The sequence below is a fragment of the Chryseobacterium sp. UYP7 genome (assembly GCF_056279225.1).
Map to the genome: position 1 here is coordinate 27,295 of NZ_JBWBQW010000010.1, position 20,324 is coordinate 47,618.

Consider the following 20,324-nt stretch of genomic DNA (forward strand, 5'->3'; position numbering starts at 1 on the left):
GTAACACTAAGATATTATCAAATAATTTAGACTATTTAAAATCGCATCGGTAACTACGATCTTTCACTCTTCTTCATGATCTTAACGCCTCGTATTTTCAAGAAAAAACTTTGTGACTTTTTTGGTTCAAAAACCATCAAAAATAGCTTAAGGAAATTCTAACCGTTATAAACATTCTCTTCAAAAAGTCCATCTACAGACCAGTATCTTTCGCCCGTATCATAATTGAAAGTCAGAACAACAGAGCCTTTTGGAATATCACCTAACTTTTTATTAATCGCAGCAAGAGAAGATCCCGTGGAGATTCCGGCTAAAATTCCCTCTTCGCTCGCCAGTATTTTCGTAAATTCAAAAGCCTCTGCCTTTTCTACGGCAATTGTTCCGTCTAAAAGATCGGTGTGCAAATTTTTCGGCACAAATCCCGCTCCAATTCCCTGTAAAGGATGCGGTCCAGGTTTTCCGCCAGAAATTACGGGTGAATCGGCAGGTTCAACCGCAAAACTTTTCATATTCGGGAATTTCTTTTTCAAAACTTCCGTCACTCCGGTAATGTGACCGCCAGTTCCAACTCCCGTGATCAGATAATCAATCCCGTTTGGGAAGTCATTTAGAATTTCCTGTGCTGTAGTTTCTGCATGAATTTCCGGATTTGCCGGATTTTCAAATTGTTGTGGAATCCAGGAGTTTTCAATTTCCTCCGACATTTGCAGGGCTTTTTTGATGGCTCCGGAAGTTCCTTCTTCTTTCGGCGTTAGCACAAAGGATGCTCCGTAAGAACTCATCAGTTTCCGTCTCTCAACGCTCATGCTTTCCGGCATCACCAAAACCAGTTTGTACCCTTTTACCGCACAAACCATGGCCAAACCAACGCCCGTATTTCCGGAAGTCGGCTCGATGATCAAAGTGTCTTTATTAATTGTACCGTCCTGCTCCGCTTTTTCGATCATTGCCAGAGCGATTCGGTCTTTCAAACTTCCTCCGGGATTTTGTTTTTCCAGTTTCATCCAGACTTCTACATCGCTGGAGAAAATTTTATTGATTTTTACGACCGGCGTATTTCCGATGGCTTCTAATATGGTATTCAATTTCATAATATGAATTTTTAAATTTGTTAATTTATTTGGTGCAGTCTCGTTCTTAAATCGAGAAGCTCCATTCAGTTCGGGCTGCGAGAAATTCCGTTTCTAAATGCTAAAAATGATGGGTTCATTGCCGGGGAATTTATTTTTGACCGTGACTTGACCTTTATGAAAAACTACAGAGTTAGGTGCTACACTTTCTGTGATCCAGACGTTCCCGCCAATTAATGCATTTTCCCCGATTACCGTATCTCCACCTAAAATTGTGGCGTTCGCATAAATAACAACGCCGTCTTTAATGGTTGGATGTCGCTTTATATTCTGTAAATTTTTTGCAACCGAATGCGCTCCTAAAGTTACGCCTTGATAAATTTTTACGTTGTTTCCGATGATCGTGGTTTCTCCAATCACAATTCCCGTGCCGTGATCTATAAAGAAATATTCCCCAATTTGAGCGCCTGGATTAATATCAATTCCGGTTTTACTGTGCGCAAATTCTGTCCAAATTCTCGGGATGAGCGGAATGTTGCTTTTATAAAGTTCGTGTGCAAACCTATAAACGGCGATGGCGAAAAATCCGGGATAAGAGAACATTACTTCTTCTATGCTTTTTGCAGCCGGATCATTTTCTACAATTGTTTGCGCGTCGTTTTCCAGCTTTTTATAGATCGTCGGGAAACTTTCGAAAAAAAGATCGGTTTTAAAATTGTTTTTTTCATCATTTACAGAAAGTAAGATTTCTTTAAACTCCGCTTTAAAATGGTTCAGGCGAATCTCGATATCACTGGGATCTGAACATCGCTGGAATTCCAGAAAAAAAATGAAACGAAAAAAACGATCGATGAAATCTTCAATTTTCTTTTTATCGATGTCATACTTTCGGTTAGAATAACCCTCGTGCAATCGTTTGGCAAACTCCATGATCTATCTAATTTAAAACAAATTTACTATTAAAATTAACCGGCACGCATTGATGTAAGGTAAATAACAGAAATTTTGTTGAGAAAACTTCTTCATTCGAATGAACCTAAGACTTTTAATAAAACTTTAGTAATTCTATAATTGCCCAAAACTTTAACATTTCGTAAATTTGGGATTATTGATTTAGAAGATTGAATTAAGAATTTTTATTGAACCGCTTCGAAATCTTTGAAACCGTTGAGTTGTCGTGATCACGAAATCGCAGCCCGACCTGAGCGGAAATCCTTTTTTTGCAGCGGCGAAAGCACAGGCAAAAAAGATTGGGAGTGGAGGGCGGAAATGTCTGCCCAAAATTAAATCGAAAAATAGCAATACATAAATATGAAACCGCAAGGTTTTAAATCACCATTAAAATAAATAAATAAAATAAATATGAAAGTTACCGTAGTTGGAGCAGGAGCAGTTGGCGCAAGTTGCGCAGAATACATCGCGATGAAAGATTTCGCCGCAGAAGTTGTTTTAGTTGACATTAAAGAAGGTTTTGCCGAAGGTAAAGCGATGGATTTAATGCAAACCGCTTCTTTAAATGGTTTTGATACCAAAATTACAGGAACAACCGGAGATTACAGCAAAACTGCTGGATCAAAAGTAGCCGTAATTACTTCTGGAATTCCAAGAAAACCTGGAATGACTCGTGAAGAATTGATCGGAATCAATGCCGGAATTGTGAAAGATGTAACAGCAAACCTGGTAAAACATTCACCGGATGTGATCATCATCGTAGTTTCTAACCCAATGGATACGATGGCTTATTTGGTGCACAAAACTTCCGGACTTCCGAAAAATCAGATTATTGGAATGGGTGGAGCTTTAGATTCTGCACGTTTTAAATACCGCTTGGCAGAAGCTTTGGAATGTCCAATTTCCGACGTTGATGGAATGGTGATTGCTGCTCACAGTGATACTGGAATGTTGCCTTTGATGAGCAAAGCAACCAGAAATGGAGTTCCGGTAACTGAATTCTTAGATGAAGCAAAACAAGATCACGTTGCCGAAGAAACTAAAGTTGGTGGTGCAACCTTAACAAAATTATTGGGGACATCCGCTTGGTATGCGCCGGGTGCAGCAGTTTCTGTAATGGTACAATCCATTCTTTGCGATCATAAAAAAATGATTCCGTGTTCATTAATGTTAGATGGCGAATACGGACAAAGCGATATTTGTTTAGGCGTTCCTGCAATTATTGGCGCTAATGGTGTCGAAAGAATTGTAGAGATCAGTTTAACAGACGCGGAAAAAGAAAAGTTCGCTACCGCTGCAAAAGCTGTGAGAGAGGTAAACGGTGATTTGAAATTCTAAAGGATTAGACCACGAATTCACGAGTAATTTACGATTGTTTGATCATTTGGGAAATGGTTTTAAATTTAGATTAACGGGTTCCAAGCCACGAAGTGGCGAAATCAACAGCAAAGGGTGAAGCCCTTTGAAAATTCCAATATCGATTTTAACAAATCAATATCAAAATCAACATCAATATAGAAACGCATCTTTTCGAAGGTGCGTTTTTTTTGGAGCAACAAGATTTATTCTTTCGTTGAAGATCCGTCCCGCTTTCCATTACAATCTTTTTTGTTATTGCGAAAAAAGTGAAGCAATCCTTAGAAAAACTTCGCAATCGCAATAGCAAAAAAGGATTTTCATTACGATCGGGGACTAAAAATTAAGATGGTTTTGTTTTTCATCACTTGTCTACAATTGTTCATTAAAAGTTCATTCTTGTTTTTAGAATTAAACCCTTAAATTTGTCTCTAAAATTCAAACATCAGTAAATTTTTAATTATGTTGAAAAATATTTCTATCGTTTTTTTAGCCCTTCTTTCGACGGGTTTTTCTGCTCAAAAAAATAAATCTTCCCAAATCGAAAGACCGAAACTCGTTGTGGGTTTAGTCGTAGATCAAATGCGATGGGATTACCTTTATCGTTATTACGAAAAATACCAGAATGATGGTTTTAAAAGACTATTAAAAGAAGGGTATTCTTTAAACAATGTTCATATTAATTATGTTCCAACGTACACAGCGGTTGGACATACGACTATTTATACAGGTTCCGTTCCTGCGATTCATGGGATTGCCGGAAATGACTGGTTCGATAAAACGACCGGAAAAAATGTTTACTGTACAACTGATGAAACCGTAAACCCAGTCGGAACAGTTGATGCGAAAGTGGGCAGTCATTCTCCTAATAATTTGTGGTCGACTACGATTACTGATGAACTTCGTCTAGCAACTAATTTTCAGGCAAAAGTGGTCGGAGTCTCTTTAAAAGATCGGGCATCCATTCTTCCGGCAGGTCATAATCCGACAGGAGCGTATTGGTTTGATGACACGACGGGAAATTTCATCACGAGTTCTTATTATATGAATCAACTTCCAAAATGGGTTAATGATTTTAATAGTCAGAAAATTCCAGATCAATTAGTGAAAAACGGTTGGAATACTTTATTACCTATCAATCAATACACCGAGAGTTCACCAGACAATTCGAAGTGGGAAGGACTTTTGGGAAGTGCAAAAACACCTACTTTTCCTTACAATAATCTCGCTGCAGATTATCAGTTGAAAAGAGATAACATCCGTTCCACCCCTTTTGGAAATACCTTAACGCTGAAAATTGCAGAAGCTGCCATTAAAGGAGAAAATTTAGGAGCCGATGCAATTACTGATTTTTTAGCTGTTAATTTGGCTTCAACCGATTACGCCGGACATAAATTCGGACCTAATTCTATCGAAGTCGAAGATGTTTATTTAAGACTGGACCGCGACTTGGCTGAGTTTTTTAAATATTTAGATCAGTCAGTTGGTAAAGATCAATATACCGTTTTTCTTTCTGCAGACCATGGTGGAGCGCATTCTGAAGGTTTTATGGAAGAACATAAAATGCCAACAGGTTTTTATGGTGAAGACAATAAAGAATTTAATGTGATGCTGAAAGAGAAATTTAATGTTGATAAATTAATTTCTAAAATAACGAACAGTCAGGTTTATTTAGATGACAAATTGATGACTGACAATAAATTAGATTCCGATCAGGTGAAACAATATTTGATCGATATTTTGAACAAAGATAAATCGGTATTGTTTGCAGTGGATATGAAAAAAGCAGGTTCATCATCAATTCCAGAACCGATCAGAACTAGAATTATGAATGGTTACAACTGGCAAAGAAGTGGAGATATCCAAGTTATTTATCATGATTCCTGGTTGCCAAGTTATTCAAAACTGGGAACGACTCATGGCGCATGGAATTCTTACGATTCGCATATTCCTTTAATCTTTATGGGTTGGGGAATTAAAAGCGGCGAGAGCAACAAAGATTACAACATGACCGATATTGCACCGACCCTTTCTGCATTGTTGCATATTCAATTCCCGAGCGGAAATATTGGAAATCCAATTGTTGAAGTTGTTGGGAAATAAATTTTAAATAAAATTTACAAATTCACATCTTATAAAAACTGTTTTGGGGCAGTTTTTTTATTGAAAGAATTATAGTCGATTTAATAAACTTTTTCAAAAGGCATCGAAATGGTTGGCATCAAGAAAAATTTTTAGGAAACCTCCAAAAAATTTCTTTGTGTGAAGTCTCGTTCTGGTGACGAGAAAAATTTCAGAGATTTCAGGTTTATCAATAGATTTCCAACCGAAGTTTGCCAAGTCTCGAACTTTTGATCCGTTTGCTGATAGAAGGATAAGAAAGAATAAATTGAAGTTTGTTTTGCGGTCCGGATAAGAATTGTATATTCTTTTTAACGCAAAGACGCAAGAATATTTAAATGTGAATGCTGTTTAGAAATAGTGCAAGAGCGTTTCACTTAACAAAGGGTGGTTATTTCAAGAAGACGCTTTTAAACACGAACTGCACAAATATTTTCACAAATAGCACAAGAGTGAAGTATTGTCAAGATTCAATCAAGATCTTATTTAATTAAATCCTAAACTATGATACGTAAAAGCTAATGTGTTCTTTGAATCAGCCTAAAAAACTCAGGTGACTAATGTGTTAAAAAAAACACCAAATGAGGCTCTGACTACTTTGTGGTTTAAAATTGTTGCCGATTTTTTCGCTATTAAGATTTTGTCTGTTTTTATTTTCATTAAGAAAAACCAGTAGATTTTTGTCATTAAGATATTTAAGGTTTAGTTGCTGATACAATTACAACAGCTTCATGATTTTTTGTAATTCTGTAAAAGCATGAAGCTTTTGCAAATTTACCTCATTTATTTATTCCTGTTTTTAAGGAATAAGTGAACCTCCGATTTGTTATAAAACAAAAAAAGACCGCATCACTGCAGTCTTCCGTATTTTTTAAAAAATTATTTCATTTTATTTGGCGGATAATTCGCCATGATCTCCGCAACAATTTCCGGAATCTGTTTCTGTTTGGATTTAGGTCGGTCTACCGAAATTCCGCTTCCCACACCTTGCCAAACCAATTTCTGGGTTTTCGCGTCAATCAAGTCCAGAATCAAAGCACCTTCATTATAGTTGGATGTCCAGGTTCTGTTCATTCCAACGCCCCAACCAAAAGGTCCGCCCCAACCGTACATTCCGTAAGGTCTGTTACTTTGTACATCCTGAACCTTCTTGTGATTTGCTTTCACATTCACAATAAGATCCGGATTATTAGAAACGCTCAAACCTTTCATCTGTAGCTGTTTCGAAAGTTCGTTCAGCACGCGATCCTGATCAATGTCGTTCATTTTCAGGTCATCAACGCGTAATTTGTAGGTCTTATATTCATTGAAGTTTGCAGTTTCTGCATAATCAGATTTAATCTGAAACGGGCTGCAAGAAGCAAGTCCCAAAGTAGCCGAAGCCAATAAAAGAATGATATATTTTTTGCTCATGATTTGGTAAATTATATTGTTGTGTGTATTTAAATATTGACTGCTAAATCTATTAACTCCTTGTCACTCATTTATCTGTCTGCATTGGGCTTCGTCTCGGGTCTCACCGTCTTTTTAAAAGTATCGGTCTTTTTATCATAGCCGTACGGACAATGTTTACAACCACTTTTGCAGCAATGGCCGCGTTTCAAGTGGTAGGCTTCTGTAAAAACTTTATAGCCTTGCTCGTTATAATAAAAGTCTTCGTGTTCTTTGATGATTTTCTGGTACATAAGTTAAATCAGATTTCCTGAAATTAATATCTTTGTTTCATGATCCTGATTTGCCAAAGACTTCTCAAAAATACAAAAATTTCAGGGATCACGCTCTTTCCATTCATCCTCCTTCGCAAGCCGGAAGATCTTCAAAATAAAACGTTGATCAACCACGAGAAAATTCATTTGCGGCAACAGCTGGAGCTGCTGATTATTTTCTTTTATATGTGGTATGTTTTAGAATATTATTACCACTATTTCAAATTAAAAGATTCTTTCCTCGCCTACAAATCCATCTCTTTCGAGTGCGAAGCTTACGCCATGGAAGATGATTTAAACTATCTCACCAAAAGAAAATTCTGGAGTTTCTGGAAATATATTTTAGATTAATTTTTTGAGGCGCACATTTGACTTTGTCGAATAGGAAATTATTTTTTCTTGGGCGCCTATTTCCGTCTGAGTTTATCCTGAGCTTGTCGAAGGATTCCCGCTTTTTTAATTGCTGACTTCGACAAACTCAGTCAACAATTAAAAAGAACTCCACTCAGGTCGGGGCTTAGATTCAGGCTAAATTGATTTCTATTCCCGCAAAAGTGTCTGCGTTCTTTTCAAAAATCTTGGTGTTAATTACAGTATGAAAGTTGTCAAAATATTTTCGACGTGTTTTTTTTGTAAGATTAAATCTTGATCTTCAGTTTTGATCTTTTTAAATATCTCCAAATAAGTGGGAAGCTCGCTATCTTTTAAATAATACAGTTCTCTTGTGAAATTTATGAGGGCTTGGTTATAGAAGTAATCATTTTTTAGAATTAACGAATTTTCCATAGCTGTCTTATAGTATTGTTTACCTTCAGAAATATTATTTGTTCTTATAAAGAATAGTCCAATTGTAGCCTGTAAACTTATTTTCAATTCATTCGAGGACAAAGATTCAGCTGTTAATTTATTTAAATGTTGCTTTAAAAACTTTTCAGCATTTTCCAAATCATTATTGAGACAATAATTATATATTAGATTATTAATAAATCCAAGTTCATTAATGTCGTACTTTAAGCCTAATAAACATAAAAAGATTGCTTTGTCGTGTTGCTGTAATATTGTTGCGATATATGATGCGAATATTAACGGTCTTTTGGAGAATGGAATATCTAAAAACCAATCGATACAATTACGAAATGATTCTTCGAAATTTCCAACTTTAAAATTTTCAAATGCAAATGCTTCAAAAGGATTTTTTACATTTTCAAAATTATTTGGATTGAAAATTAATCTTTCATCTTTTTTACTTAGCCACTCAAATTGTGCTAAACTATTATCATTAGCTTTTTTAATTGAAAGCTCCAAAAAAGGTTTCGCTTTTTTAAAAGTACTATTTTCTAATTCTAGCGAACCTAATGAACTTGATAATTCAGTGATATCGTAATCGGAATAATGCTTTGAATTTATTAAAGCAAAACCATTTTTAATAAAAGGTGAATATCTCCCTAGCAAATTTGATGATGCAATGTGCGCGGAAATTAACCAAGGATCATGCTTTATGCTTGTTGCTTTCTTGAGATAAAATATTGCTTTCTCCTCTTGTTCAACATGTATATAGAATCTCGTTGCTGACCTTAAGACAAAACGGTTATCTGGAGCAAGGTTTAATCCAATTGTTATACATCGTTCGGCCTGCTTTAGTTGACTTTTAATAGTGTAAAGTCTTGCTAATTCAATCCAATAAATTGCATTGTCCAAATGATTTTTAGTTAAATTTTTAGTCTGAGATATTAGTCTGTTTATAAGCTTATTATCAAATAGTGCATCAAATTCTGCAAAGGTTTCAATTTTTTTTTCCAAAATTTTCGTTGAATAATCTTGAATAGGATTGAGTTCTTCTTTAATTTTCTTAATGAGTAATGTAAGAGAATTAGATGAATGATTCTCGTTTCTTTCCACTAACAAAATGGCATCTGCTAATTCTTTGGAATGCAGATCGTTAGAAATGAATGAATTGTTTATGAGATCTGCCGCTACTCCAATTGTAGGATTGTTCAACCAATCTAATTTTATAGCCGAATTATCATTAATAGGAAGTTTTGTAATTTTATTTGAGCCTAATTCTCCTATTTTAACTGTTCTTCTAAAGTCTCTCCAATTTGGAACTAGTAATCTTTTTTCTAATTCGTATATTTTAGTCATTATTGTAGGCTTTTAATTCAGCTCTCCTCTTTATTAAATCAAGCTTTGAAATTACTCGTTTAAAACTAAATTGATTTCCGATACTATTAATATTTTTTACGTGACCTCTTTTTTCTGGAATTGGATAACAGCAATATGCAATAATTTCAATAATATCTTTTGAAAATTCTTTATTCTCTAAAGTTGAAGAAATTTCATCAATACATTTTGCATAACTGTTTATCAAATAGCTACTAGCATCATCAAAAGTACCATCAAAATTTGTCCATCTAAATCTTTCATTTAAATGTTTAGCAAGTAATGCAGTCATATTTACACCTAAAAAGTAATAAGTAATAAGGCTTCCGAATAGATACATATCAGTGGCATTTACTCGAGTATTCCAGTCGGGTATAATATAGCCATATAGAAACTCAGGTGGCGAATAATTCATTTGCCCGGTAAAGTTGCCATCATCATGAGGCGCTGGGATTGATGAACAAAGTGATCTACCAAGATCGCCAACCTTTGAAATCTTTGAATGATCAAATAATAGGATGTTTGATGGTTTTAAATCTTGGTGCGCAATTTCTACGCTATGAAGTTGTTCCAAAGCAATTGCGACATCATGTAAGGATTTTATTTTCCATACTAGATCAATATTATTTGAAAATTTTATATTAGAACGAATATCTCCCTCTGCAATTTCGAAAATGAGATATGGAACATTTCCTATAGTATAACCGTCAATAATCTCTTCGCCTTCATCAATAATCATGGAAACTTTAGTTAGTCTATTGTTTCTGCACTTTAATAAAAGTTTTTTTTCGAATTCAAATGCATTAGTTTGTTCCTGTAAAATCTTTACAATACTTTGACCCGGAAACATTTGAAAAAACGAATTAAAATTCAAAGCTTTTAAAAATGCTTTTTTACCATCTTTTTCTACTAAGTAACAAACACTAAAAAATCCACCAGTAGCTCCGTCTCCCGGTTCAATCTTTCTTGTAACCATCCATTCATTTGAAAGTGTTCTTCCGAGTAAATTATGTGCGGCTATATCGTGTTGACTCATGTGTTTTTAAATAAGATTCTCATGTTATTTTTATAATTTTCAAATATAGTTAGAATAAATAGAAGATCGATATGATATTCTCATTGTTATAGTTGAATATTAATGTAGTTCGCAAAATATTGTTTATTAAATTATTCCCGAACTTCACCCCAATGAAAATCCCCACCATTTCAATTCCCATCATCCAAATCCCTCTTCAGAAAAACATTCAGCTTTTTCTGAAAAGAGAAGATCTCATTCATCCCCAAATTTCAGGGAACAAATACTGGAAACTCTTTTATAATATCAATTCATATTTAAAACAAAATCCAGCAAATTCATTACTTATAACTTTTGGTGGCGCTTTTTCCAATCATATCGCCGCAACTGCAGCTTTGGGAAAAGAATTTCAATTGAAAACTATAGGAATTATTCGGGGAGAGGAACTTCAAAACAAATGGCAGGAAAATCCAACCTTAAAACTAGCGCACCAAAACGGAATGAACTTTCGGTTTATAACACGCGAAAAATATCGGAATAAAGAATCTTTAAGCCAACTTTTAGCAAATGAATTTCCCGAAGCTTTGATCATTCCGGAAGGTGGAACCAACCCAAACGCCGTGGAAGGCATTCAGTTTATGCTCAATTCTGATACAAAAAGTTTTGATTATCTTTGCACCGCAGTTGGAACCGGTGGAACGATCGCCGGAATTTCCAAGTTTGCAGAGGAGAATCAAAAGGTTTTAGGTTTTAAAGTGGTAAACGATGACTCCTTATATAATAAGGTGACAGAACTTTCAAAAAGAAATAACTTTGAACTTATTGAAGCACATGATGGAGGTTACGGTAAAATAAGTGACGATAATATCCGTTTTATCAATGACTTTAAAGAAAAATACGGTATTAAGCTCGATCCGATTTATACTGGAAAGATGATGAAGAAAATTTTTGAAATGATCGAAGAGGATTATTTTCCGGAAGGAACAAAGATTCTGGCTTTTCACACAGGTGGTTTACAGGGAATTTCCGGAGCCAATGAAATGCTGAAAAAACAAAACCGAGAATTGATTAAAATTTAGAGCACAGAATCATAAAGATAATTGTGATAGTAGGGATTAACGATTCTCGCAGATTTAAAAGATGACGCCGATCTGATGCAATTATTCATCTGCTTAATGCACTTAATCTGCGAGAAGTTTGAATTGAAATATGATATGAAACTTTACTGGTTTTAAGATCATTAAATAAAATTTATGAATAGAATATTTTTTGCATTTGCACTTCTTATTATAGCAAAATTTCACGCTCAAACCTGGAAAACAGATGAGCAATACATCCAAAAATTCGCGCCATATGCCGTAGAGGAAATGGAGAAATATAAAATCCCGGCTTCTATCACTTTAGCACAGGGACTTTTGGAAACTGGTGGAGGACAAAGCCGTTTGGCACAACAGGGGAATAACCATTTCGGCATCAAATGTAAGGAAGACTGGACCGGAAAAACAATGACCCACACTGACGATGCTCCGAATGAGTGTTTTCGAGTTTACAACGATCCACGACAATCTTACGAAGACCATTCAAAATTTCTTGCTTATCGATCTTATTACGTGAATCTTTTCAAACTCAACATGATGGATTACAAAGCCTGGGCACACGGTTTAAAAAAAGCCGGCTACGCGACAAATCCGAAATACGCCTACATTCTCATCGATAAAATTGAAAAGAACAAATTATATGAGTACGACAAAACGAATTCTGGCGAAGTGCTTTATGCCGTTTTGAAAATGTATCCCGATTTAAAGAATGACCGTATTTTTATGGCGCAGCTGGATCAAAGCAGATCTTCCTCAAAACCAGTAACTGTAAAAGTTCCATACGAACAGGTTTCTTACGCAAAACAGCAGAAAAATGTAGATAAGATCGTGACCAAAGCAGAAACGCTGAATTCGATTTTAATCAAAAGTCATCCGAATGGTGGTAAAAAATTCGTTATTATTCCGGATGATGTTGACTTAGCAGCGATTTCTAAAAAGTTCCAGATCACAGAAAGTGCTTTGATGAAATGGAATGAACTCGACGGAACACAACTGAAAAGAAATGATATTCTCTTCTTAGAATCCAAATCTTCAAATGGAAACGTCGCGACGTATAAAGCTCAGGCTGGCGAATCAATGCACGATATTTCTCAGAAATTCGGAATCAAACTGAAAAAACTCTATTCTAAAAATAGAATGGATTTTGGTCAGCAAGCAAAAGCCGGACAACTCGTTTACCTTCAGAAGAAAAAACCCCGAAAATAATCCCATATTTTTAACTGAAGATCTGTTGAATACCTTTAACTCATCCATCATCCATCATCCATCATCCAACATCCAACGTCTGACATCCATCATCAACAATATTATGAATTACCAAAGAAGTTCAGCTTTATTTGACGAAGCGTACCAATATATTCCGGGCGGCGTAAATTCTCCCGTGCGTGCTTTTAAATCCGTAGGCGGTGTTCCAATTTTTATGAAATCTGCAAAAGGCGCTTACATGACCGATGCAGACGATAATCAATACATCGAATATATTAATTCTTGGGGTCCCGCAATTCTCGGACATACGCATCCCGAAGTTTTAGAAGCTATAAAAAAGCAGGCAGAAAAAGGTTTTTCTTACGGAACTCCGACCGAACTTGAAACCGAGATCGCAAAATATATTGTAGAAAACGTGCCGAATATTGATCAGATCAGAATGGTCTCTTCCGGAACTGAAGCTTGCATGAGCGCAATTCGTTTGGCACGAGGTTTTACAAAACGTGATAAATTCATTAAGTTTGAAGGTTGCTATCACGGACATTCCGATTCTTTTTTAATTAAAGCCGGAAGTGGAATGGCGACTTTTGGAAATCCAAGTTCTCCAGGTGTAACAACTGGGACGGCGAAAGACACTTTGCTTGCAAAATACAACGACATCGAACAGGTTGAAGATCTTTTTCGACATAATCAAGGCGAAATTGCCGCGATCATCGTAGAACCGGTTGCCGGAAATATGGGTTGCGTTTTGCCGGAAAATAATTTCCTTCAAAAATTAAGAAAACTGTGTGATGAAAATGGCGCGCTTTTAATTTTCGACGAGGTAATGACCGGATTTCGTCTGGCCTTTGGTGGCGCTCAGGAAATGTATAATGTGAAAGCAGATATCGTAACTTTTGGAAAAGTAATTGGTGGTGGACTTCCGGTTGGTGCTTTTGCAGCGAGAAATGAGATCATGGATCAATTGGCGCCAAAAGGTGCAGTTTACCAGGCCGGAACTTTAAGCGGAAATCCTTTAGCGATGAGAGCAGGTTTAACGACTTTGCAACTCATTAAAAGTGATGAAAACTTTTACCAAAACCTGAGTAAAACAACTGAAACTTTAGATTTTGAGATCGGAAAGATCTTAAACGAAAAATCAATTGCGCACCGAATTAACCGAAAAGGCTCGATGATGAGTATTTTCTTCCACATTAATGCGGTTTCTAATTTTGACGAAGCGGCTCAGGCAAATCATGCTTTATTTAACAATTTCTTCCATCAGTTGTTGGAGAAAGGAATTTATTTGCCACCAAGTGGTTATGAAACCTGGTTCATTTCTGATGCCATCAAAGAGACGGAAATTGATAAAACTTTAGAAGTTATTCGAAAGTTTCAATATTCTTAAAGTTTTCACGGCTTATTACACGCTTATTTCACGCAAAGCCGCGAAGGAATTCACGCAAAGAGCGCGATGATTTCCTTCAATTTTTACACATAAAGAGACCGCAATAATTAAACATTGCGGTCTTTGCGTTTCTCTTTGCACCTTTGCGTGGAATTAAATTTTCGCCCGATCGTATTGATGCGGGAAGAAACAATCTCCTTTTCCTTCAAAAGAATTTTCAACTGCCAAGTAAGGGTTTCTCAAAATTTCTCTCGCTACAAAAATTAAATCCGCTTCTTGTTTTTCTAAAATTTCTTCTGCAAGTTCTGCAGTTTTGATTAAACCAACAGCGCCCGTTTTCATTCCGGTTTCCGTTTTAATTTGTGCTGCGAGCGGAACCTGATAACCATCAAATAAAGGAATTTTAGCACCAGCAATATTTCCACCACTAGAAACATCCATCAAATCGACCTTTTTAGTTTTTAAAACTTCAGCCAGTTTTACGCTTTCTTCAATATCCCAACCGTTTTCAGCATATTCCGTTCCGGAGATTCTCACAAAAAGTGGATGATCTTCATCAAGTAATTCATTTACTGCATCTACAATTTCCAAAAGGAAACGCATTCTGTTTTCGAAACTTCCACCGTATTCATCGGTTCTCACGTTAGATAAAGGAGACATAAACTGATGAATCAAATATCCGTGTGCAGCGTGAATTTCAATGAGATCAAAACCTGCATCGAGTGATCTTTTAGCCGCATCTTTAAAAGCCTGAACAAGATCTTTGATTTCTTTGACGGTTAATTCGTGTGGAACTCTTTCTCCTTCTGCATAAGGGATTTTTGACGGAGCTACCGTTTCCCAGCCTTCTTCTAAAGAGATCTGCTTTCCATTCCAGGTTGAAGCTTTTCTGCCGGCGTGACCCAATTGAATCCCAATTTTACTGTCTGAATTCTGGTGAACAAAATCCACAATTTTTTTTAAACTTTCTTTCTGCTCGTCGTTCCAAAGTCCCATGCATTTATTGGTAATACGACCTTCGGGAACAACTCCGGTTGCTTCTACCATCAATAAACCAGTTCCACCTTGAGCACGACTTCCGTAATGAACATAGTGAAAATCGGTTGCAACACCGTTATTGCTGGAATACATACACATTGGGGACATCACCCAACGGTTTTTAAGTTCGAGATTTCTAAATTTAATCGGCGAATATAAAATCATAAATATTTTTTTTAATTAAGAAGGCAAATTTACGAAAAGTGGAGTGGAGCGGCACATTTTTAGCCATTCAAAAAAACGATGAAAGAGAAAGGTTTTTTATTACAAGATTTTTTTTAATGATAAATTTCTTCAAACAATACTTTTATCTTTATTGAACTTTTTGAACTTCAACAATTAACTTTGACTGATTTAAAATTATATTTATGACTAAAACTAATATCCCGGATAGTGATCTATCGAATATCGCCATTATTGGAAGCGGCCCAACCGCGCTATTTCTGCTCAAATATATTTGGGAAAATATTGACATTTTAAGATCGAAAATTAAAAAGATCACTATTTTCGAAAAAGAAGAACTTCTGGGAATTGGAATGCCTTATAATTCTAAAACAACCGATATTTTTAATTTAGCCAATATATCTTCCGAAGAAATTCCGATGCTGCAGGAATCTTTCGCAGACTGGCTCCGTAAACAAAGTCCGGAATTATTAGAAAAATTAAATGTGAAGGATTTTCCAATCGATGATTCTGAAGTTTACAGCCGGATTTCGCTCGGCCATTACTTTGAAGATCAATTTAAACAATTAATATCGGCTTTGGAATCGAAAGAAATTGAAGTCATTCAAAAAGTGAGCTGTGAAGTTGCAGATATTTCAAAGGAGGCAGAATCTCAATTAACCGTCACCGATTGTCATCAGGAGAAAGCTCAGTTTTCTACGGTAATCATCGCAAATGGCCATGAATGGAGAGGCGAAGATAAACCTGAATCCGGATATTTTGCGTCACCCTGGCCAATTCATAAATTAATTCCGGAAAGTAATGAAGGTAATAATTTTCCAGTCGGAACTTTAGGTGCTTCTCTAAGTGCGTTTGATGTCGTGACTTCTCTATCGCATCGCGCTGGAATTTTCAAAAAAGAAAACGGAAAATTAAGTTTCAAAAAAAATAAAGCAAATCCAGATTTTAAGATCGTTTTACATTCCGCAGATGGTTGGTTGCCGCATTTGCAGTACGAACAAAAGGAGCCAATTCGGGAAATCTATCGACATTTTAACCGCAATCAAATTTTAGAAATAATTGATGAGGACGGTTTTTTGCGGATTGAGATTTATTTCGATCACTTATGCAGACCTGCTTTAATAGAAGCTTTTCGGAAAGATAAATTAGAAGACGTGGTGAAAAAATTGGCTGATCCTTCTTTCAGTTTCAAAGATCTGGTCGCTTTAATGTCTAAAAAACACGATTATATCAATTCATTTGAAGGAATGAAAAAAGAAATGATCACCGCGAAAAATTCCGTTGAAAATAAAATTCCGATTTACTGGATGGAAACTTTGGACGATTTGATGTACAGTCTGAATTATCATGCAGAACTTTTGCCGGCAGAAGATCACCTATTTTTTAACAAAGAAATAATGTCATTTTTGATGAATGTCATCGCTGCTTTACCGCTACAATCTGCAAATATTCTTTTGGCCTTATACGATGCAGATTCCATAGAACTGAAAGCCGGTTTTGTAAATTTCCCGGAAGATGCTTTTTCGAATGGTAAAACTAAAATCACGGTAAAATCTGAAGATGGAACAGAGGAGGAAATGGAATATCAGTTATTCGTGAATTGCGGTGGAGCGAAAAAACTGGAATTGGAGGATTATCCTTTTCAAACTTTAGTAAAACAAGGCATTGTTCGATCTGCCACTGCAAAATGTGCGGACGACAATTACCTAAAAGAAGAATCGAAAAAATTAGATAAAATTAATTTGGTTCAAACTGATGGTTTAGCAATGAAATTATCAGGGATTCAAATTGATTCAAGTTATCGAACGATCAATAAAGAAAATAAAGAAAATGATTTTCTGTATGACATTAACTTTACACATGCAAATGGCTTACGACCGTATTCTTACGGACTTCAAGCGTGTAGCGCGACAAGTCTGATCGTAGTACAATCCTGGTTGGCGGAAATTGTTGAAGATAAAAATGTGAGTCAAGAAATTGAAACCATCACGGAATTGTACGAAGATGTCGACGGGTTATAAAAAATAAAAAAAAAGAAAGGCTCCAATGACGGAGCCTGTTCTATTTAAGTCAAAATATTAAGCAGGTACAACTGGATTTTTTTCGCGTTCCCAGAATCTGTGCTGTTGAATATTTTTTACAAAATCTTCCAAACTTCCATTGGTAGAAACTCCTTTTGCTGGTAGTTTAATTTCTGGAATTGCTTTTTGTAAGAATTGTTTAGCATCTGAATCACAAGCAATCGGTTTGCAATGTTTAAAGGCTTCCGCAACAAAATGAAGCGCATCGGGATTTGATAGAAGCGTTTTCAGATCATCACCACCTGCGACATAAACTGCATCAAAAACAACAGAAGCAGCCGTTAACAAACTTTCATCGATCGGATATTGGTCGCCGGATTTCGTTGTGACAAAACCATGTTTCGGTGCAATTACTGCAACCATCGCATCCAGGTCACACAGTCCTTTTTTAATTTTGGTGAAGGCTTCATCATTGACGCCATCTGCGGTGATCAAAGCAATTCTTCGTGCTTTAATATCTGTGGGTAATTTATTAGACATGCTCAAAGACGGTGCATCTTTGATTGGAAGTTTCTCTTTTAAGGAATGATAATGTTCCAGATCTCCATCTGCAGGAATACTTCCCGTGATTGGTTGTGGTAATTTTTTCGGAATCAATCCTAAATTATCGGCCACGATTTTTGCCAATCCTTCATTAATTTCCAAAAGCATATTCACCATTCTTTGGCGGATCGGAACAATTTTAACTTTTCCTAATTCAAAAGAAAAGGCATTTTGGATGTGTCTTTTTTCATCCTCGGTCATACTTTGATAGAATAAATCCGGCTGACTGAAATGATCGAAGAAACTTTTGCTTCTCATTCTGATTTTTTTCGAATCAATGCGTTCTTCAAAAGAGGCAAAACCACCTTCCGCAATTTTTGCCTGGAACGGACAACCTCCACCCATAGAATTTGGGTTATAGGCGACTCTACCTTTATTAATTTGCATTCTGTGCATTCCGTCGCGTTGATTATTCGTCACTTCCGGAATTGATTTATTGATCGGAATTTCATGAAAATTCGGTCCACCTAATCTTGAGATTTGGGTATCGGTGTAAGAAAATAATCTTCCCTGCAATAAAGGATCGTTCGAAAAATCAATTCCTGGAACTAAATGTCCGGGATGAAAAGCAACCTGTTCCGTTTCTGCAAAGAAATTGTCTGGATTTCTATTCAAAGTCATCTTGCCGATGATTTCTACAGGAACCATTTCTTCCGGAATTAGTTTCGTCGGATCCAACAAATCGAACGGATATTTATGTTCATCTTCTTGCGGAACGATCTGAACTCCTAATTCCCATTCCGGAAAATGTCCTTCATCAATGGCTTCCCACAAATCTCTTCTATGGAAATCGGTATCTTTTCCGGCAATTCTCTGCGCTTCGTCCCAAGCCAAACCTAAAACTCCCTGTTTTGGTTTCCAGTGGAATTTTACAAAATGAGATTTGCCTTCGTCATTAATAAAACGGAAAGTGTGGATTCCAAAACCTTCCATCATTCTTAAACTTCTCGGAATTGCGCGGTCGCTCATGAGCCACATTACATTGTGCATTGCTTCGGGCATCAAAGAAATAAAATCCCAAAAAGTATCGTGTGCAGAGGCTGCCTGTGGAATTTCATTATGCGGTTCCGGTTTTACAGCGTGAACTAAATCGGGGAATTTTGTGGCGTCCTGAATAAAAAACACAGGCATATTATTTCCCACCAAATCGTAATTTCCTTCTTCAGTATAAAATTTCACGGCAAAACCACGAACATCTCTTGGAACATCCGTTGAACCTCGGAAACCAGCAACGGTTGAAAATCTAGCAAAGACCGGAGTTTTTATGGAAGTATTATTGAGGAATTTTGCTTTCGTATATTTTCCCATAGGTTTATACAATTCAAAAACTCCATGCGCGCCGGAACCTCTGGCGTGAACAATTCTTTCCGGGATTCTTTCGTGGTCAAAATGCGTAATTTTTTCCCGAAGAATAAAATCTTCCAATAAAGTTGCGCCTCTTTCGCCTGTTTTTAAAGAGTTTTGATCGTCATTTATTTTTAAACCTTGATCGGTCGTTAAAAATTCGCCTTGATTATCGGTGGTGAATTTCCCTAATTGTTCCTGTTTTGGATTCGCGCCATTTTCAAACGGTTCGCTTTCGTTTATTTTCATAGTAGTATTTCTAATGTTGGTGATTTATTTTAAACGGCATTTAAATCTTTAGACTGAAGTTTTCCATCAACCGCCTGAGAATTTAAATTCGTGTCTGCGATTGTACTGAGTAGACAGTCGGATTTTTTTTCTTCGCCCAGCGTTTTTAATAATAGATCGAGCGCGGTTCTTTCATTTAAAGTTTTTGCAAAAGCGGCTAAAGTTCCATAAGTCGCAATCTCATAATGTTCTACTTTCTGCGCACTTGCAATAATTCCGGCATCACGAACTGGACCTTCTGCGGTTTCCTCCATAATTTCCTCGCCTTCTTTAATGATTCCGTCCATGGCAAGACATTTTTTTCCTTCCGCTTTCAAGCCCATCGATTCGAAAACTTTCTCCAGTCTTACGACTTGTTCTTTGGTTTGAGCCAAATGATCTTTAATGGCGGTTTTTAGTTTCTGATCTGTCGCCTGATCGAACATTTTAGGTAAAGTTTTTACCAAAGCATTTTCTGCCCAGTAAATATCCTTCAGACCATCGATGAAAAATTCTTTCAAAGTTGTTGCAATTGCTTTTCCTTCTTTTTTTGAAGGTTTTGATTTTTTAGCATCCATTTTAATAGGTTTTATATTTAATAATTTTAGTGATTCGAGTTGACTTTTAACTCAAAGCTTAAAGAAAATTTAAGAGTTAATTGATAATTTTTAGGCACTGTTTTTTTTAAATTAATAATTTAAAAACAATGTATTCATTTACTAATAAGGGTTTTAAGTGAAAATTGGAATCAACTTTTAAACCAAATTATCAAAGATTGTCGAAAGATTTTAATCTTTTT

General features: G+C 36.1%; 16 protein-coding genes. 7 read left to right on the forward strand and 9 right to left on the reverse strand.

Annotated elements, in window-relative coordinates; translation table 11 throughout:
* Positions 1-158: 158 nt before the first annotated feature.
* On the reverse strand, positions 159-1,091 hold the full coding sequence (gene cysK / locus ACZ9HT_RS16315; RefSeq protein WP_476041561.1) for a cysteine synthase A: 933 nt from the start codon (positions 1,089-1,091) through the stop codon (positions 159-161).
* A gap of 93 nt (positions 1,092-1,184) precedes the next feature.
* Complete coding sequence (epsC, locus tag ACZ9HT_RS16320) at positions 1,185-2,000, reverse strand: serine O-acetyltransferase EpsC (protein ID WP_476041562.1); 816 nt, start codon at positions 1,998-2,000, stop codon at positions 1,185-1,187.
* A 432-nt stretch (positions 2,001-2,432) separates the two neighbouring features.
* On the opposite strand from epsC, the gene ACZ9HT_RS16325 reads away from it, so the two are divergent.
* Both ACZ9HT_RS16325 and pafA read left to right on the forward strand, forming a co-directional pair.
* Positions 2,433-3,359 carry a malate dehydrogenase gene (locus ACZ9HT_RS16325; RefSeq protein WP_476041563.1) on the forward strand — a complete coding sequence of 309 codons (927 nt, stop codon included), beginning with the start codon at positions 2,433-2,435 and terminating at the stop codon, positions 3,357-3,359.
* Between the two features lie 480 nt (positions 3,360-3,839).
* A complete protein-coding gene (gene pafA, locus ACZ9HT_RS16330; RefSeq protein ID WP_476041565.1) occupies positions 3,840-5,480 on the forward strand; it encodes an alkaline phosphatase PafA in 1,641 nt (546 codons plus the stop codon).
* A gap of 897 nt (positions 5,481-6,377) precedes the next feature.
* Here the strand turns inward: pafA and ACZ9HT_RS16335 are convergent.
* Both ACZ9HT_RS16335 and ACZ9HT_RS16340 read right to left on the reverse strand, forming a co-directional pair.
* Positions 6,378-6,911 (reverse strand): DUF4136 domain-containing protein, encoded by a 534-nt coding sequence (locus tag ACZ9HT_RS16335; RefSeq protein WP_476041566.1) that lies wholly within the window; start codon positions 6,909-6,911, stop codon positions 6,378-6,380.
* Between the two features lie 71 nt (positions 6,912-6,982).
* The gene (locus ACZ9HT_RS16340; protein WP_476041567.1) at positions 6,983-7,183 is read right to left on the reverse strand and encodes a DUF5522 domain-containing protein; all 201 of its coding nucleotides are present in this window, start codon (positions 7,181-7,183) and stop codon (positions 6,983-6,985) included.
* Positions 7,184-7,222: 39 nt separating this feature from the next.
* On the opposite strand from ACZ9HT_RS16340, the gene ACZ9HT_RS16345 reads away from it, so the two are divergent.
* On the forward strand, positions 7,223-7,555 hold the full coding sequence (locus ACZ9HT_RS16345; protein ID WP_476041568.1) for a hypothetical protein: 333 nt from the start codon (positions 7,223-7,225) through the stop codon (positions 7,553-7,555).
* 237 nt (positions 7,556-7,792) lie between these two features.
* Here the strand turns inward: ACZ9HT_RS16345 and ACZ9HT_RS16350 are convergent, their stop codons facing one another.
* Together ACZ9HT_RS16350 and ACZ9HT_RS16355 are read right to left on the reverse strand one after the other, a co-directional pair.
* Positions 7,793-9,346, reverse strand: coding sequence for a tetratricopeptide repeat protein (locus ACZ9HT_RS16350; protein ID WP_476041569.1), 1,554 nt, complete (start codon positions 9,344-9,346; stop codon positions 7,793-7,795).
* Complete coding sequence (locus ACZ9HT_RS16355; RefSeq protein ID WP_476041570.1) at positions 9,339-10,400, reverse strand: protein kinase domain-containing protein; 1,062 nt, start codon at positions 10,398-10,400, stop codon at positions 9,339-9,341. The genes ACZ9HT_RS16350 and ACZ9HT_RS16355 overlap by 8 nt, the downstream gene beginning before the upstream one ends.
* A 152-nt stretch (positions 10,401-10,552) precedes the next feature.
* On the opposite strand from ACZ9HT_RS16355, the gene ACZ9HT_RS16360 reads away from it, so the two are divergent.
* The 3 genes from ACZ9HT_RS16360 (at position 10,553) to hemL (ending at position 14,069) form a co-directional block, all read left to right on the forward strand.
* Positions 10,553-11,458 carry a 1-aminocyclopropane-1-carboxylate deaminase/D-cysteine desulfhydrase gene (locus ACZ9HT_RS16360; RefSeq protein ID WP_476041571.1) on the forward strand — a complete coding sequence of 302 codons (906 nt, stop codon included), beginning with the start codon at positions 10,553-10,555 and terminating at the stop codon, positions 11,456-11,458.
* 174 nt (positions 11,459-11,632) lie between these two features.
* Positions 11,633-12,682 (forward strand): glucosaminidase domain-containing protein, encoded by a 1,050-nt coding sequence (locus ACZ9HT_RS16365; protein WP_476041572.1) that lies wholly within the window; start codon positions 11,633-11,635, stop codon positions 12,680-12,682.
* A 103-nt stretch (positions 12,683-12,785) separates the two neighbouring features.
* Entirely contained in the window at positions 12,786-14,069 is a 1,284-nt protein-coding gene (hemL, locus tag ACZ9HT_RS16370; RefSeq protein ID WP_476041586.1) for a glutamate-1-semialdehyde 2,1-aminomutase, read from the forward strand.
* 153 nt (positions 14,070-14,222) lie between these two features.
* On the opposite strand, the gene namA is transcribed toward hemL, so the two are convergent.
* Positions 14,223-15,269 carry an NADPH dehydrogenase NamA gene (namA, locus tag ACZ9HT_RS16375; RefSeq protein WP_476041587.1) on the reverse strand — a complete coding sequence of 349 codons (1,047 nt, stop codon included), beginning with the start codon at positions 15,267-15,269 and terminating at the stop codon, positions 14,223-14,225.
* Positions 15,270-15,475: 206 nt separating this feature from the next.
* Here namA and ACZ9HT_RS16380 point away from each other — a divergent pair, with 206 nt between their 5' ends.
* The gene (locus ACZ9HT_RS16380) at positions 15,476-17,311 is read left to right on the forward strand and encodes an FAD/NAD(P)-binding protein (protein ID WP_476041573.1); all 1,836 of its coding nucleotides are present in this window, start codon (positions 15,476-15,478) and stop codon (positions 17,309-17,311) included.
* 57 nt (positions 17,312-17,368) lie between these two features.
* Here the strand turns inward: ACZ9HT_RS16380 and ACZ9HT_RS16385 are convergent, their stop codons facing one another.
* Positions 17,369-19,507, reverse strand: a complete 2,139-nt coding sequence (locus ACZ9HT_RS16385) for a catalase (RefSeq protein ID WP_476041574.1) — start codon at positions 19,505-19,507, stop codon at positions 17,369-17,371.
* 29 nt (positions 19,508-19,536) lie between these two features.
* Positions 19,537-20,103, reverse strand: a complete 567-nt coding sequence (locus ACZ9HT_RS16390; protein ID WP_476041575.1) for a YciE/YciF ferroxidase family protein — start codon at positions 20,101-20,103, stop codon at positions 19,537-19,539.
* Positions 20,104-20,324 lie beyond the last annotated feature (221 nt).